Here is a 13,748-nt window from a genome sequence, read left to right as displayed (position 1 = left end):
ACCCCGACCGCCATGACTCCGCCCACCCCCGACCGCCCACAGACGCTGGGCGAGGAAATCGCCAACGCCGTGAGCCACGGCCTTGGCGCGCTGCTGGCCATCGCGGCGCTGCCCATCCTCGTCATGCGCGCGGCGGGCCAGGGCAGCACGGCGGACGTCGTGGCCGCGGCCGTCTTCGCCGCCACGGGCATCCTGCTGTACGGCATCTCGGCGCTATACCACGCGCTGCCGGCGCACTGGGCTAACGGCCGCTTGAAGGCCTGGCTGATGCGGCTGGACCACGCGGCCATCTACGTCTTCATCGCCGGCAGCTACACGCCGTTCACGCTGGGCGTGCTGCACACCGGCCCCGGCACGACGCTGCTGGTAGCCGTGTGGGCGGCAGCCGCGTTCGGCGTGGCCATCAAGCTGCTGAACCGGCTGCGCCACCCCATCGTCTCGACGCTGCTGTACCTGGCCATGGGCTGGGTCGTCGTGTTCGCCATCGGCCCGCTGGTGGAGCACATGCCGGCCGCGGGCCTGGCGCTGCTGGTGGCCGGCGGGCTGAGCTACACGCTGGGTGCGGCCGTCTTCTTGCTCGACAACCGGCTGCGCTATGCGCACTTCGTTTGGCATTTGTTCGTGCTGGGCGGTAGCGTCTGCCACTTCTTCGCCGCGCTGTTCTACGCCTACGCCTGATGCCGATGAAAGCCCTGCTGCTCGCCTGCGTCGCGCTGCTGTCCACGCTGGTTGCCGCCGAACCCGCACCCCTGCCCACCGTGGAGCGCGTGGACCTGGCGCGCTATGCCGGCGCCTGGTACGAGATCGCACTGCTGCCCAACCGCTTCCAGAAGCAGTGCGTGGCCGACACGCAGGCGCGCTACCGGCTCGACGGCGAGCGCGTGGAAGTGCTCAACCGCTGCCGCACGGCCGATGGCCGCGTGGACGACATCAAGGGCTACGCCAAGGTCGTACCCGGCAGCGGCAACGCCAAGCTGAAGGTGACGTTCTTCTGGCCGTTCTCTGGCGACTACTGGGTGCTGGCGCTGGACGGCGACTACCGCCATGTGCTCGTCGGTGCGCCCAGCCGCAAGTACGCCTGGGTGCTGTCGCGCACGCCGCAGCTCGACGAGGCCACGCTGCAGGCGCTGCTGGACCGTGCCGCCGCGCAGGGCTTCGACAAGGCCGCGTTCCGGCGCACGCCGCAGACGCAGCCGCTGGAGTAACCGCCCGCCGATGAGCCCGCGCCCCGCCGACGGCGCCCCGGTGATCTGCCCGCTGTGCGAGCGGCCCATCCCGCCCGCGCAGCGCGACGCCCACCACCTCGTGCCCAAGAGCCGTGGCGGGCGGCACACGGAGTTCCTGCACCGCGTCTGCCACCGACAGATCCATGCGCTGCTGACCGAGACCGAGCTGGCGCGCCAGTACGCGACCGTGGACGCGCTGCTGGCGCACCCGCAGATCCGCGCCTTCGTCGACTGGGTGCGCACGAAGCCGGACGACTTCTTCGTCGCCACGCGCAAGAGCACGCGGCTGCGGCGGCGCTGAGGCCGGCCCGCGCCGGCCGCGCAGGCTCAGAACGACGTCCAATCGTCGTCGTGCGCGACCTTGGCCGGTGCTGCCGGTGCTGCTTGTGACTTGGGGGCCGGCGCGACCACCGGCACGGCGGCGGGCCGTCGTGGCGAGGAAGGCCGCGGCGCCGCCCGGGTGACCGGTGCCGTGGAACGGACGGGCGCCGGGACGCTTGGCCGAGGCACCGCCGCACGCGCCTGGCCGGCGAGCTTGAACACCGCTACCACCTCCACCAGCTGCTTGGCCTGCGCCTTCAGACTCTCGGCCGCGGCGGCACTCTGCTCCACGAGCGCGGCGTTCTGCTGTGTCACCTGGTCCATCTGGCTGATGGCATCACCCACCTGGGAGATGCCGGAGCTCTGCTCGACGGAGGCAGACGTGATCTCGCCCACGATGTCGCTGACGCGCTGGATGGCCTCGACGATCTCGCCCATCGTCTTGCCAGCTTCGTCGACGAGCCCGGCGCCCTGTTCCACCTGATCCACGCTGTGGCCGATGAGGGACTTGATCTCCTTGGCGGCCTCGGCGCTGCGCTGCGCCAGCGTGCGCACCTCACCGGCCACGACGGCGAAGCCCCGGCCCTGCTCGCCAGCTCGCGCCGCCTCCACAGCCGCGTTCAGCGCGAGGATGTTGGTCTGGAACGCGATGCCGTCGATGACGCCGATGATGTCGCCGATCTTGCGGCTACTGGCGCTGATGCCCTGCATCGTCTCGACGACGCGGCCCACAACCTCGCCACCGCGGGCCGCGATGCTGGAAGCGCCCACCGCGAGCTGGCTGGCCTGCTTGGCACTGTCGGCGTTGTTGCGCACGGTGGCATTGAGCTCCTCCATCGTCGCGGCGGTCTGCTCCAGCGCACTGGCCTGCTCCTCGGTGCGCTGGCTCAGGTCGTGGTTGCCCTGGGCGATCTCAGCGCTGGCCGTCGCCACGCTCTCGGCGTTGGAGCGCACGCGCGCGACCACGTCGGACAGCGCCTGCTGCGCCCGGTCCAGCGACTTCAGCACGCGCGCGGCCTCGTCGTCGCCGTCGGCGTGGATGACGTGGGTGAAATCACCCTCGGCCACGCGGTCGGCCGAGTCGACGGCGCGGGCCAGCGGGCCGGCGATGGAGCGCACGAGCCAGAAGCCCGCGACGCCGGCGATGAGCAGGCCCGCGAGCGCACCGGCCAGCATCGCGTTGCGGGCGCTGACATAGGCCTTGGCCGCGTTGTCGCTCTCGGCCATGCCGCCGTCGTGGTTGAGCTTGATCAGCTCGTCCAGCAGCTCCGAGCCGCGGTCGAAGACGGGGGCGCCCTCCTTGTCGAGCAGCGTGCGGGCGCGCTCGGCATCGTTGCCGCGGGAGGCCGCGAGGACCTGCCGGTGGATGTCGAGATAGCGCTTCCACTCGGCCGCGAAGCGCTCGTAGAGCTGGCGCTCGCGGTCGCTGCTGATCAGCGCGACATAGGCGTCGCGCGTCTTGTCAAAGTCCGCCGCCACCGTCGAGAGCTGTTTCTCGAACCGCGCCTTGTCGGCTTCGGCCGGGCTCAGCACGTGGCTCAGCTCGGCCACGCGGAAATCCGACGTGGCAGTGTTCATCGTGTTGATGAGCTCCACGCTGGGCAGCCAGTTGACGGTGATCTCCTGCGTCGAGGCGCGCATCGTGCCCATCTGCCACAGCGCCAGGCCGACCAGGCCCAGGATGACCGCCGCCAGCAGCGACAACGTCGCGATGAGCCGGGTCGTGATGTTGAGGCTCTTGAACATGTCGGTCCCATCCCTGGGCGCGCGCCGGCCGCTCGCACATCGCCCGGGCGCGCTGAGGCGGGCCGGTGTGCCGTGAATTTCGACCGCATTGTCGGCATCCAAGGCGACGCCGTGACGGCGGGAAAGCCCCGAGCCGACCCTGCGCCGACCGGGGCACTTGACACGCGTGTTAGCCTGTCGGGCATAGATTCGCGCAAGACCGTTTCCTCAAGGTCTTATCTGCAGCCCCGCTGGCCACCCCCTGGCCCTTCTTGCGAGCGGCTCGCTTCAGCAACTCCCGGTGAGTGTTCTTGAGTGTTTCTGTCTCCGCACGGCATGTCGCTGGCGGAGTGTTTCCATCATTTCCATTCTTCAAAGGAACACCCATGAGCATCGAAACCGGCACCGTGAAGTGGTTTGACGACGGCAAGGGCTTCGGCTTCATCACGCCGGACCAGGGCGGCAAGGACCTCTTCGCCCACCACAGCGAAATCAAGAACAGCGGCGGCTTCCGCTCGCTGGCCGAAGGCGCCAAGGTGGAATTCGAAACCAAGCAGGGCCCCAAGGGTCTGCAGGCCTCGAACATCCGCTCGCTTTGACGGCGGGCGCCGCCCGTCCTTCACGGTCGGGTGGCCCGGTCGGCCGGCCCCGGCGGTCTTGTACTGCCGCTGGCCGCCACCACAACAAGAACTACATGCATCAGATCAAGAACAACAACACGAACTTCGAAGTGGGGCGCTACCGCATCTCGCCCATGACCCAGGCCCGCGACGACGGTGGGTTCGACGCTATGGTGTCGATCCGCTCCGGCCGGGGCATGGCCAGCGTGGACCGCGTCATGCACTTCACGCCCAGCTTCGACAGCCGCCGGGCGGCCCTGCGCTACGCAAGGGCTGAAGGCCTGGCCTGGGCGCACGGGCAATAGCCCGCGCCAACCCCTCGCCGCGGCCCGCGAAGGCCGCCGGCACGGCGCCTCGCGCCATTTCATTCACCTCTCAACATGGAGCCCCATTCATGGCCAAGGAAGAACTCATCGAAATGCAAGGTGTCGTTCATGAGGTGCTGCCCGACTCGCGCTTCCGGGTGACGCTGAGCAACGGCCACCAGGTCATTGCCTACACCGGCGGCAAGATGCGCAAGCACCACATCCGCATCCTCGCTGGCGACAACGTGTCGCTGGAGATGTCGCCCTACGACATGAGCAAGGGCCGCATCACCTTCCGTCACCTCGAGCGCCGCCCGGGACCGCCGGCCGGCGGCGGCAGCCACCAGCGCCGCTGACGCGCGGGGCAGCGGCCTGGGGAGCCGGCGGCAGCCCGTGATGGCAACATCGCGCACCGCCGCTTACAGCATCCAGCGCCCATGCCCGTTTCTCCCCTGCCCTGGTTGCGCCGCCATGCGTGGCGCCTCTCGCCGCTGGGGCTGCTGGACGCCTGGGCAGACAGGCGCTTCGACGCCCGCCACGGCACCGAGACGAGCACCGACGCGCAGTTGCGGGACTTGTCCATCGACAGCCCCAACCGCCGCCAGGCCCACCGCTACACGCCTACACCCCCGAGCGCGCTGCGCCGGGTGCTGGAGCGCCTGCCCATCGACCGGACGGGCTACAGCTTCGTCGACATCGGCTCTGGCAAGGGCCGCACGCTGCTCGTGGCGGCCGGCCTGGGCTTCCAGCGCGCCGTCGGCGTCGAGTTCGCCCGGGAACTGCATCGCGTGGCCGAAGCCAACATCGCGCAGTTCCTGAACCGTGCCGGCGGCCCGGCGCCGGGCTGCGCCATCGAGTCGGTGCTGGCCGACGCCACGCAATACCCGCTGCCTGCCGGCGACCTCGTGCTGTACTTCTTCCGGCCCTTCCACGGCGGCGTGCTGCGCGACGTGCTTGCGAACGCGTTGCGCCATGCCCGCCACCGGCGCGGGCGGGTGTGGGTGGTCTTCCTGTACTTGGAGGACCAGCGCGCCGTGTTCGACGAGCTGGGTGGCTTCTCGCATCGCTTCAGCTGGCGACGCTTCGACGTGTTCGAGGCGCTGGCCGCCTGAACCCGGGACCCCATCCACGGGGGGCCTGCCGCTTGAGCCGGCCCACCCCATCGCTTACCCTCGCGACCCCACTTTCCGCGGCGGGCATCCCGCCTCCGCAACGGCGCATAGGCACTGCATGGCTTGGAAGAAGTTGGGCCTGACGCTGCTGGCGCTGGCCGCGCTGGGCGGCGCTCTCGCCTTCTTTGCACCGACCAAGGTGCTGAACTTCCTGGCGTCCAGCCACACCCACACACGATATGTCGGCGCGTCCTACGGCGCCGGCCCGCGCCAGGATCTGGACGTCTACCGCCCCTCTCGCACGGCCCCGCGCGGCGGCTGGCCCGTCGTCGTGTTCTTCTACGGCGGCTCCTGGCGCACCGGTGATCGTGGCGACTTTGCCTTCGTCGGCGAGGCGCTGGCCTCGCGCGGCATGCTGACGCTGGTCGTGGACTACCGGCTCTACCCTGAAGTGGGCTACCCGGGGTTCCTCCAGGATGGCGCGACCGCCGTGGCCTGGGCGCTGAAGAACGCTGAGCGACTGGGCGGCGACCCGCGGCGCGTCTTCGTCATGGGCCACAGTGCCGGCGCCTACAACGCCGCCATGCTGGCGCTGGACCCGCGCTGGCTGAAGGCCGCAGGCCGCTCGCCGCGCGAGCTGGCCGGCTTCATCGGCCTGGCGGGGCCCTACGACTTCCTGCCCATCGAGAATCCGGACGTGAAGCCGGTGTTCAACCACCCGGACTACCCGCCGGGCACGCAGCCCATCGACTACGGCGGCCGTGGCGCGCCGCGGACCTTTCTGGGCGCAGCGCGCCAGGACAAGCTCGTGGACCCGCAGCGCAACACGCAGGCGCTGGCGGCCAAGCTGCAGGCCGCGGGCGTGCCGGTCACCGTGAAGCTGTACGACCGCGTCAGCCACATGACGCTGATCGGCACGCTGGGCACGCCGCTGCGCTGGCTGGCGCCGGTCCTGGACGATGTGACGGTCTTCGTCAACGGCGGCTGACGGCCACCGCGTCGCGCACCGCCTGCAGCGCCTGGGCGTCCGCCCAGCCGTCAGCGGCATCGCCGATGACGATCTCGACCATCGCGCCGCCGTCAAGCACCGTTGAAGCCACGGCCCGCGCGCCGAGCCAGAAGCCCTGATCCCGCGCCACCGCCAGCAGCCCCTCACGTAACGCGGCAGGCCCGGCCGGTAGGTGCAGCTGGAAGGCGTTGACCTGCGGCGGCTCGGGAGCGACGCGCCAGCCCGGCTCGCCGACCAGCAAGGCGGCGAGCTGCCGGGCGCGCTCCCGGTAATCCGCCATGCGCGGCAGCTGCCGGCGCAGGCCGTCGCGGGCCGCCAGCACGACCGGGTACTGCGTGTAGACGTTGCCGGCCAGCCGCGTCTGCCACGGTGCCGTGGCGGCGATGAAGGACTCGCTGCCCGCCAGCACGCAGCCGGCCAGGCCGCCCAGCCCCTTGTAGAACGACACATAGACCGAATCGGCCAGCGCGGCGATATCAGCCAGCGGCCGGCCGTAATGCGCCGCGGCCTCCCACAGCCTCGCGCCGTCGACATGCAGCGGCACGCCCGCCTCGCGGCACCAGCGGCTGATGCCAGCCAGCTCCTCCCAGGCCGGCAGCCGGTAGCCGCCGCGGCGCAGCGGCAGTTCCACGACGACTACGGCCGGCCGCTCGGGCAGCGCCGCCAGCGCCTCGACGCCGAACGGCCGGTCCGGCTCGCCGATGCGCAGGCCACGCAGGCCCATCAGCGCCTCGAACGCCTCGGCCTCGTCGATCGCGATGTGGCTCTGCGGGTGCAGTGCCACCGGGCCATCGCCCGCGCCGCCGTGCACGCGCAAGGCGGCCAGCTGCGCCGCGACGCCCTTGTGGAAGAAGCGCGCCGCGGGCTTGCCCAGCAACGCGGCCACGTCGGCCTCCAGGGCCTGCAGCGCCTCGCCCTCGCCGTAGACATCCAGCGCTAGCGCGGCCTCGGGCAGCTCGGCCAGCGCCATCAGCGATTCGCGCATGCTGCGCTGCGGCCGGTGGCCGTTGAGCCAGCGGGTGCAGCGGTTGCGCAGCGCGATGTCGGCGTGGGCGGGTCGGGTGGCGGGCATGGCTCAGTGCTCGTCGCACAGGTGGATTTCGGTGGTGACATGCACGATCTCCTCGTGCACCGCCAGCCACTCCCGCACCTGGCGCGGCGTCAACTGCGCATCGTGCGTGACGAGGCTCAACGCACACGAGTAGCTGGCCCGGCCGACACGCCAGACGTGCAGGTCGGCGATCAGCGTCTGGCTGGCCGCGCCGCGCTCGGCAATCACCTCCCGCACCTCGTCGACGACCGGATGGTCCATCTCGCGGTCCAGCAGCACCTTGCTCGTTTCGGCAATCAGCCCCTTGGCCCAGACGGCAACGATGACCGCGCCGACGATGCCCATGACCGGGTCCAGCCATGCCCAGCCCAGCCACCAACCGCCGGCCAGCGCCGCGATAGCGGCCACCGATGTCGCGGCATCGGCCAGCACATGCACGTAGGCGGACTTCAGGTTCAGGTCGTGGTGGTGATCGTGGTGGTGTTCGTGGGAAGCATGGGCATGGTCGTCGTGACCCTGGTGGCCGTGCCCGTGGCCATGTTCGTGCCCGTGGTGGTGCGCGTTGCCCAGGATCAGCGCGCAACCAAGGTTCACGAGCAGGCCCAGCACGGCGATGGCCATCGCCTCCGGGTAGTGGATGGGCTCGGGCCGGAACAACCGCTCGATGGAGCCATACAGCATCAGCGCGACGACCACCAGCAGGAACACCGCACTCGCGAAGCCGCCGAGGATCTCGATCTTCCACGTGCCGAAGGCGTAGCGCGGGTCGCCCGCATGGCGGCGCGCGGTGGCGTATGCGAAGGCCGAGAGTCCGATGGCCACCGCGTGGCTGCTCATATGGAAACCATCGGCCAGCAGCGCCATCGAGTTGAAGAACCAGCCGGCTGCAATCTCGACGAGCATCGTCGCAGCGGTGATCCACATGACGAGCCGCGTGCCGCGCTCGGCGGCTTCGTTGCCGGTGTCGAAGACGTGGTCGTGCCGCCAGGCGGCGAGGTCGTGGGCATCCATGCGGGCATTCTGCGCCGCCCGGGTGACACCACCGCGCTGAGCGCTGCGAACGTCAGCGGCGCGGGCGGCGGCGCACGCTCACGGCCCCCAGCGTGACGGCACCTGCCAGCCACAACACGCCGCTGCCCGGCTCCGGCACCGGGGCCGGCGGCACGGACGCCAGCCCCGCCGCCGTGTAGCCCGCCACCGACACGTAGCCGTGGCCGGTGGCATCGACCTCGACATGGAAGAATGACATCAGCGATTCCTGCAACGCCGCGCTGTCGCGGGTGACCTGATCGACCCGCACATTGTTGAAATATTCGATGCCGTATCGGCACCGCCCGCCGCGGCCGACGCCTCACCGGGCAGCGTGAATGCGACCGATGCTGGGCCGCTGAGCTGTAGTGAGCTCCAGTCGATGCTGGCGCTGGCCGCGGCGACCTGGGCCTGCGCCGGCAGCGTGGCCGCCAGCCCCAGCAACAACAACGATGGGAGGGCGCGACGCGGCACTCGACGCGCCGGGATAGAGAAACGCTTCATAACGAAGTCTTTCGATCAGAGGGAATCAAAGTGGTTGCCTGATCCATGGCTGAAGCATGGGTGAAGGATCGCAGTCGTCCGAATGGGTTTCGAGCGAAGCGCCCATGGCCGTTGACACGCGCCGGCGCCGCTCGGCATCGCTCAAGCCTCGCGCCGCGATCGATCGCACCGGCCGATCGCCCCCAACCGCTCGGTTCGCAGCTTCTTCGGCCCTGTCCAGCGCTTCCATCGGCCATTTGGCCGATCTCCCCGCGAATGCGGGAGGGCGCCACGGCGCCCCTGCCCCGACGGACGCCTGCGGGCAGGTCACTAAAATCTCGCCCTTTTTCTCCGCGCGCCCGACCGGGCATTCCATCCCCCCAATGTCCGCCGTCCCGCATCCGCCGCCGGCCCCCGCGCCCGAGCCGCTTTCGCGCCTGCTGCTGCAGTGGGGCGTGGCCCCGGTGCGCGCCGCGCCGGTGGCCGAGCGGCTGGGTACCGGCCTCGGCTGGGCAGACGCCATCGGCCTTTCGCAGGTGCTGGCCGCACCGCCGGCCGCCGGCGCCCATGCCGCGGCCCGCCTCGAGGTGCGCGACTGGGCCGCCGCCGCGCTGGACCGCGTGCAGTCCGACCTGCTGAACGCTTTCGACGACGCATTGCTGGCCCGCGACGCTGCCGAGACCGCGCTCGACGGCGTGCCGCTGGCCGACCTGCTGGCGCCGTTCCGCCTGCACCACACGCAGCAGCAGCGCCACTCGGCGGCGCGCATCGCCAGTCTGCGCGAACGGCTGCGGCCGCGGCTGGCCGAGGTGTCGGGCGCGTTGGCGCGGCTTGCGCAGCTGGACGCGCTGCTCGAGCGCGCCATGTTGGCCACCGAGCGCGAGCGCCTGACCGGCCTCGCCACGCTGCTGGCGCGCCGTGCCGAAAGCCACCATGCCGCTGACCCGCGACGCTGGCGCGCCCGCCTGTGGGCCGATCTGCAGCGCCTGCTGCGCGCCGAGCTGGACCTGCGCCTTCAACCCGTGCTGGGCCTCATCGAGGCGCTGGACGCCTCCGAGCCCCCGCACCCCGACGCTGACCGATGAACCGCATCCTGAACGCCCTTTACCCCCTCGCCCTCGCGGCCGGCCTCGCGGGCATTGCCGGCGCGGCCTTCGCTGCCTCGCGCCACCATCCCGTCGCGCTGGCGATGACGCTGCTGATCGCGGCGTTCTTCGCGCTCGGCGCGATGGAGCTGCGCATGTTCCGCCGTGCTGGGCGCGCGCTGGACGACGCGCTCGCCGCCGAGCCGGGCGACGGCTGGGTCGGCGCGCTGCCCGAAGCGCTGCGCCCGGCCGTGCAGCAGCGGCTGGACGGCGGACGCGTCGCGCTGCCGGGCCTGTCGCTCGCGCCGGCGCTGGCCGGCCTGCTGGTGTTGCTGGGCATGCTGGGCACCTTCATCGGCCTCGTCATCACGCTGAGCAGCACGGCCAGTGCGCTCGGCCAAACCGCCGACCTCGCCGCGTTGCGCACCGCGCTGGGCGCGCCGGTGCAGGGCCTGGGCCTGGCCTTCAGTGCCAGCGTGGCGGGCGTGACCGGCTCGGCCATGCTGGGTCTGATGGTGGCGCTGGCGCGGCGCGAGCGCGCCGCCGTATCGGCACGGCTGGATGCCGCACTCACCGGCCGCCTGAAACCGCTGACGGCCGCGCACCGCCGGGCCGTCGAGCAGCAGGCCGCCGACGCCGCCGCGGCAGAGGTCGCCCGGCAGCGCCAGCTCGAGCTGGTGGCCCAGTTGCAGCAGTTCGCGCAGGCGATGGCCGAGCAGCTCGCCACCCAGCACCGCGAGCTGGAAGCCGCCCGCCGCGCCGGGCAAGACCGCTTCCACGACGATGCCCGCGAGGCCTACACGGCGCTAGCGGCCAGCGTGGACGCGACGCTGCGCACGAGCCTGGCCGAGAGTGCCCGCCTGGCCGGCGCGGCCATCCAGCCCGCCGCCGAAGCGGCGATGGCCGGCATCGCTCGCGAGGCTGCAGCGCTGCACGAGCGCGTGGGCACGCAGGTCGCCACGCAACTGGATGCGCTGGCCAACCGCTTCGAGGCGGGCGCTGCGCGCATCGCTGAGCAGGGCGAGACCGCCGCCCGCACCCAGGCCGAGGCGCTCGCCGCCCAGCGCGAGGCGGCTCTCCAGCAGCTCGCCGACACCAGCGCCGCCACGCAGCAGGCGGTGCAACGGTTGGCCGAGTGCGGTGATGCGCAGGCCCAGGCGCTGCTCGCCGCGCTGGCCAGCAGCGCCGAGCACCATGCCGCGCAGACGCAGGGACTGATCGACCGCTTCACCGACAGCCAGGCCCGCCAGCAGGCCGCGCAGGCCGAGCACGACGCCCGGCGCGCCGCCGAGCTGCAGGCCGAGCGCGAGGCGCTGGCCGCCGAACGCACGGCCAACGAGCGGCTGCTGGCCGCGCAGCGCGACGCCGCGCAGCAACTGCTGGCCGACAGCGGCGCGCGTGCGCAGCAGGCGCTGGCCGAGCTGGCCGGCGGCTTCACTGCACAGACCGAAGGCCTGCTCGGCCGCATCGCCGAGACGCAGACCCGCCATGCCGAACTGCAGGCCGAGCTGCACACGCAGCGTCGCGCCGAGCTGCAGGACGAGCACAAGGCGCTGGTGCAGCAGCGCGATGCCAACGAGCGTCTGCTGACCGCCCAGCGCGAGGCCGCGCAGCAACTGCTGGCCACCAGCGGCCAGCGTGCGCAGGAGGCGCTGGCCGAGCTGACCGCCCGCTTCGCTGCTCAGACGCAGGACGCCATCGCCGCAATCGCCGCGGCGCACGACCGGCTGCAGTCCGCTCATGCGCAACACGACGCCGAGCGGCTGGCAGCCTGGCGCGCAGAACTGCTGGCGGCGGGCGCCGCGCAACTGGCCCAGCAGCAGCAGCTGACCGACGGGCTGCTGCAGACGACGCAGGCGCTCGTCGCCCAGACAGAGGCGCAAGCCCGCACGACGCTGACCGAAGCCGGCGCGCTGCTGAAAGCGGCCGGCGAGGCGCCGCGCGCCGCCGTCGAAGTGGTGGCCGCACTGCGCGAACAGCTGGCGCAAAGCCAGGCCCAGGACCGCGCCGCGCTGGCCGAGCGCGCCGAGTTGATGCAGACCGTCTCCACGCTGCTGGCCTCGCTGCAGCAGGCGGCCGGCGAGCAGCGCACGGCGCTGGATGCGCTGCTCAGCGGCGCGGGTTCGCAGGTGCAGGCGCTGCTCGACGGCACCGCACGGCAGGTTGCAGGGCTGCTGGAGGGCACGACGGCGCAGGTCCACTCGCTGGGCTCAACGGCCGCCACGCAGGTGGACACGCTGGTGGCCCGCTCGGCGGCGCAGCTGGGCGCGCTGGGCGAGCGCATCGCGACGCAGGCCGACGCCACCGGCCAAACGCTGGCCGAGGCGGCCACGCAGCTCGCCGCCAGCGCCGCCGAAATGGGCAGCCTTGGCGAGGGTTTCGGCGCGGCGGTGGAGCAGTTCCAGGTCGCCAACGGCCAGCTGGTGCAGCACCTGGCGGCGCTGGAAGAACGCCTGGCCGCGACGCTGACGCGCAGCGACGAGCAGCTGGGCTACTACGTCGCGCAGGCGCGCGAGGTCATCGACCTGTGTCTGGGCTCGCAGAAGCAGGTGCTGGACGCGCTGCAGGGCGCCGCCGCCCATGGATGAGCCGCTGGACAGCGAAGCAGAAGGCGTCGGCGCGCCCGCGTGGGCGGCGTTCGGCGACCTGATGGCCGGAGTGCTGGGTGCCTTCGTGCTGGTGCTGGCCGCGGCCCTCGTCGGACAGCTGGACCTGGCGACGAAGCTGAAGGCCGAGGTCGAGCAGCGCCAGGCCGAGCAGGCCCGCCGCGAGGCGCTGGAGCGCGCGCTGGCCGGGCCGCTGGCGGACGGACGCATCACGCTGATCGAGGGCCGCATCGGCATCAGCGGCGCCGTTCTGTTCGCCATCGGGTCGGACCAGTTGCACGCCGACGGCCGCGCGCTGATCAAGAGCCTGGCCGTGCCGCTGCGCACCTACCTCGCGCAGCGCGACGAGATCCTGATGGTCAGCGGCTTCACCGACGACCGCGGCCTGACCACGGCGAAGTTCGCCGACAACTGGGAGCTGTCGGCCCACCGCGCGCTGACCGTCGCGCGCGCGCTGATGGCTGAGGGCCTGCCGCCGGATGCGGTGTTTGCCGCCGCCTTCGGTCCGCAGCAGCCGGTGGCCTCCAACGACGACGCGGCCGGCCGCGCGCTGAACCGACGCGTGGAGATCGCCCCCACCCCGCGGCCGCGGCGCGCTGCCGCCTCGGCCCCGTGACAATGGACGCGCTGGACGACCCGCTGGCCTGGGCCACCGCGCAGGCCGGCGCCGACCCGGTGCGCCAGCGCGTGCTGCAGGCGCTGGCCCGACGCGCCATGGCCCAACCGCCCGGCGCCTTGCGCGAGCGGCTGTTGGCCCGGCTGCAGCAGCGCTCCGCGGCGCCGCTGACCGAGCTGACACCGCGCCAGTTGCCGGACGCACCCCGCCCGCTGGGCCTGCTGCTCGCAGAGCTGCAGGCCGGCAATGGCGCCGAGCTGCGCAACGTCCAGGCCCACCACCGCACCTGGAGCGCGCTACGGCTGACGCGCCGCCTGGCGGAGGTCAGCGCGCCGGTGCCCGAACACCTCGGACCGCTGAACAACCAGGTGCTGGTCAGCCGCGCGCTGCAACAGCTCCAGACGCTGGCGCCCGCCTACCTGCAGCGCCTGCTGACGCAGCTCGACACGCTGGCCGCGCTGGCGCCGCTGGAACCGGCGCCCGTCGCCGATAGGCCCGCGCGAAAAACCGCCAGCGGGCGCCGCCGCTGAGCGGCAGCCGCCGCTCATGGGTGGTTCCGA

General features: G+C 72.0%; 16 protein-coding genes. 12 read left to right on the top strand and 4 right to left on the bottom strand.

Features of this window, described 5'->3' with window-relative positions; translation table 11 throughout:
- Window positions 1-12 precede the first annotated feature (12 nt).
- From trhA to LXT13_RS04905, 3 genes are read left to right on the top strand one after another with little or no spacing between them, the layout of a single operon-like run.
- Window positions 13-678, top strand: a complete 666-nt coding sequence (gene trhA / locus LXT13_RS04915) for a PAQR family membrane homeostasis protein TrhA (RefSeq protein WP_233370503.1) — start codon at window positions 13-15, stop codon at window positions 676-678.
- A gap of 5 nt (window positions 679-683) precedes the next feature.
- Window positions 684-1,205: a lipocalin family protein gene (locus LXT13_RS04910; RefSeq protein ID WP_233370502.1), complete on the top strand. Its 522-nt coding sequence runs from the start codon at window positions 684-686 to the stop codon at window positions 1,203-1,205.
- 10 nt (window positions 1,206-1,215) lie between these two features.
- On the top strand, window positions 1,216-1,527 hold the full coding sequence (locus tag LXT13_RS04905) for an HNH endonuclease (protein WP_233370501.1): 312 nt from the start codon (window positions 1,216-1,218) through the stop codon (window positions 1,525-1,527).
- Window positions 1,528-1,553: 26 nt separating this feature from the next.
- Here LXT13_RS04905 and LXT13_RS04900 read toward each other — a convergent pair whose 3' ends face one another.
- Window positions 1,554-3,293 carry a methyl-accepting chemotaxis protein gene (locus LXT13_RS04900; protein WP_233370500.1) on the bottom strand — a complete coding sequence of 580 codons (1,740 nt, stop codon included), beginning with the start codon at window positions 3,291-3,293 and terminating at the stop codon, window positions 1,554-1,556.
- A 371-nt stretch (window positions 3,294-3,664) separates the two neighbouring features.
- Between LXT13_RS04900 and LXT13_RS04895 the strand changes: the two genes are divergently transcribed.
- The 5 genes from LXT13_RS04895 to LXT13_RS04875 all read left to right on the top strand — a co-directional run bounded on the left by LXT13_RS04895 (window position 3,665) and on the right by LXT13_RS04875 (window position 6,297).
- A complete protein-coding gene (locus LXT13_RS04895; RefSeq protein ID WP_233371203.1) occupies window positions 3,665-3,871 on the top strand; it encodes a cold-shock protein in 207 nt (68 codons plus the stop codon).
- Between the two features lie 95 nt (window positions 3,872-3,966).
- The gene (locus LXT13_RS04890; protein ID WP_233370499.1) at window positions 3,967-4,197 is read left to right on the top strand and encodes a hypothetical protein; all 231 of its coding nucleotides are present in this window, start codon (window positions 3,967-3,969) and stop codon (window positions 4,195-4,197) included.
- 89 nt (window positions 4,198-4,286) lie between these two features.
- Entirely contained in the window at window positions 4,287-4,553 is a 267-nt protein-coding gene (infA, locus tag LXT13_RS04885) for a translation initiation factor IF-1 (RefSeq protein WP_233370498.1), read from the top strand.
- An 81-nt stretch (window positions 4,554-4,634) separates the two neighbouring features.
- Window positions 4,635-5,309, top strand: coding sequence for a class I SAM-dependent methyltransferase (locus tag LXT13_RS04880; protein ID WP_233370497.1), 675 nt, complete (start codon window positions 4,635-4,637; stop codon window positions 5,307-5,309).
- 118 nt (window positions 5,310-5,427) lie between these two features.
- On the top strand, window positions 5,428-6,297 hold the full coding sequence (locus LXT13_RS04875) for an alpha/beta hydrolase (RefSeq protein WP_233370496.1): 870 nt from the start codon (window positions 5,428-5,430) through the stop codon (window positions 6,295-6,297).
- Here LXT13_RS04875 and LXT13_RS04870 read toward each other — a convergent pair.
- Genes LXT13_RS04870 through LXT13_RS04860 form a run of 3 tightly spaced genes read right to left on the bottom strand, consistent with a single transcriptional unit; the run spans window position 6,284 to window position 8,618 of the window.
- Complete coding sequence (locus LXT13_RS04870) at window positions 6,284-7,390, bottom strand: threonine aldolase family protein (protein ID WP_233370495.1); 1,107 nt, start codon at window positions 7,388-7,390, stop codon at window positions 6,284-6,286. The genes LXT13_RS04875 and LXT13_RS04870 overlap by 14 nt on opposite strands.
- Window positions 7,391-7,393: 3 nt before the next feature.
- Complete coding sequence (dmeF, locus tag LXT13_RS04865) at window positions 7,394-8,380, bottom strand: CDF family Co(II)/Ni(II) efflux transporter DmeF (protein ID WP_233370494.1); 987 nt, start codon at window positions 8,378-8,380, stop codon at window positions 7,394-7,396.
- A 52-nt stretch (window positions 8,381-8,432) separates the two neighbouring features.
- The gene (locus LXT13_RS04860) at window positions 8,433-8,618 is read right to left on the bottom strand and encodes a PEP-CTERM sorting domain-containing protein (protein ID WP_233370493.1); all 186 of its coding nucleotides are present in this window, start codon (window positions 8,616-8,618) and stop codon (window positions 8,433-8,435) included.
- A gap of 646 nt (window positions 8,619-9,264) precedes the next feature.
- On the opposite strand from LXT13_RS04860, the gene LXT13_RS04855 reads away from it, so the two are divergent.
- Genes LXT13_RS04855 through LXT13_RS04840 form a run of 4 tightly spaced genes read left to right on the top strand, consistent with a single transcriptional unit; the run spans window position 9,265 to window position 13,718 of the window.
- Window positions 9,265-9,966: a DUF3348 family protein gene (locus LXT13_RS04855; RefSeq protein WP_233370492.1), complete on the top strand. Its 702-nt coding sequence runs from the start codon at window positions 9,265-9,267 to the stop codon at window positions 9,964-9,966.
- Window positions 9,963-12,554, top strand: a complete 2,592-nt coding sequence (locus LXT13_RS04850) for a coiled-coil domain-containing protein (RefSeq protein ID WP_233370491.1) — start codon at window positions 9,963-9,965, stop codon at window positions 12,552-12,554. The genes LXT13_RS04855 and LXT13_RS04850 overlap by 4 nt, the downstream gene beginning before the upstream one ends.
- A complete protein-coding gene (locus tag LXT13_RS04845) occupies window positions 12,547-13,188 on the top strand; it encodes an OmpA family protein (RefSeq protein ID WP_233370490.1) in 642 nt (213 codons plus the stop codon). Before LXT13_RS04850 ends, LXT13_RS04845 begins: the two co-directional genes overlap by 8 nt.
- 2 nt (window positions 13,189-13,190) lie before the next feature.
- Complete coding sequence (locus tag LXT13_RS04840) at window positions 13,191-13,718, top strand: DUF2894 domain-containing protein (protein ID WP_233371202.1); 528 nt, start codon at window positions 13,191-13,193, stop codon at window positions 13,716-13,718.
- Window positions 13,719-13,748: the final 30 nt, after the last annotated feature.

Source organism: Pelomonas cellulosilytica, assembly GCF_021353265.1.
Classification (GTDB): Bacteria; Pseudomonadota; Gammaproteobacteria; order Burkholderiales; family Burkholderiaceae_C; genus Pelomonas; species Pelomonas cellulosilytica.
The sequence above is the reverse complement of the archived record's forward strand: the minus strand, read 5'-3'. Positions and strand labels throughout refer to the sequence as shown.

Coding starts and splice junctions, on each gene's coding strand:
- trhA (WP_233370503.1), top strand. CDS start 13: ATGACTCCGCCCACCCCCGACCGCCCACAGACGCTGGGCGAGGAAATC.
- LXT13_RS04910 (WP_233370502.1), top strand. CDS start 684: ATGAAAGCCCTGCTGCTCGCCTGCGTCGCGCTGCTGTCCACGCTGGTT.
- LXT13_RS04905 (WP_233370501.1), top strand. CDS start 1,216: ATGAGCCCGCGCCCCGCCGACGGCGCCCCGGTGATCTGCCCGCTGTGC.
- LXT13_RS04900 (WP_233370500.1), bottom strand. CDS start 3,293: ATGTTCAAGAGCCTCAACATCACGACCCGGCTCATCGCGACGTTGTCG.
- LXT13_RS04890 (WP_233370499.1), top strand. CDS start 3,967: ATGCATCAGATCAAGAACAACAACACGAACTTCGAAGTGGGGCGCTAC.
- infA (WP_233370498.1), top strand. CDS start 4,287: ATGGCCAAGGAAGAACTCATCGAAATGCAAGGTGTCGTTCATGAGGTG.
- LXT13_RS04880 (WP_233370497.1), top strand. CDS start 4,635: ATGCCCGTTTCTCCCCTGCCCTGGTTGCGCCGCCATGCGTGGCGCCTC.
- LXT13_RS04875 (WP_233370496.1), top strand. CDS start 5,428: ATGGCTTGGAAGAAGTTGGGCCTGACGCTGCTGGCGCTGGCCGCGCTG.
- LXT13_RS04870 (WP_233370495.1), bottom strand. CDS start 7,390: ATGCCCGCCACCCGACCCGCCCACGCCGACATCGCGCTGCGCAACCGC.
- dmeF (WP_233370494.1), bottom strand. CDS start 8,380: ATGGATGCCCACGACCTCGCCGCCTGGCGGCACGACCACGTCTTCGAC.
- LXT13_RS04860 (WP_233370493.1), bottom strand. CDS start 8,618: ATGTCATTCTTCCATGTCGAGGTCGATGCCACCGGCCACGGCTACGTG.
- LXT13_RS04855 (WP_233370492.1), top strand. CDS start 9,265: ATGTCCGCCGTCCCGCATCCGCCGCCGGCCCCCGCGCCCGAGCCGCTT.
- LXT13_RS04850 (WP_233370491.1), top strand. CDS start 9,963: ATGAACCGCATCCTGAACGCCCTTTACCCCCTCGCCCTCGCGGCCGGC.
- LXT13_RS04845 (WP_233370490.1), top strand. CDS start 12,547: ATGGATGAGCCGCTGGACAGCGAAGCAGAAGGCGTCGGCGCGCCCGCG.
- LXT13_RS04840 (WP_233371202.1), top strand. CDS start 13,191: ATGGACGCGCTGGACGACCCGCTGGCCTGGGCCACCGCGCAGGCCGGC.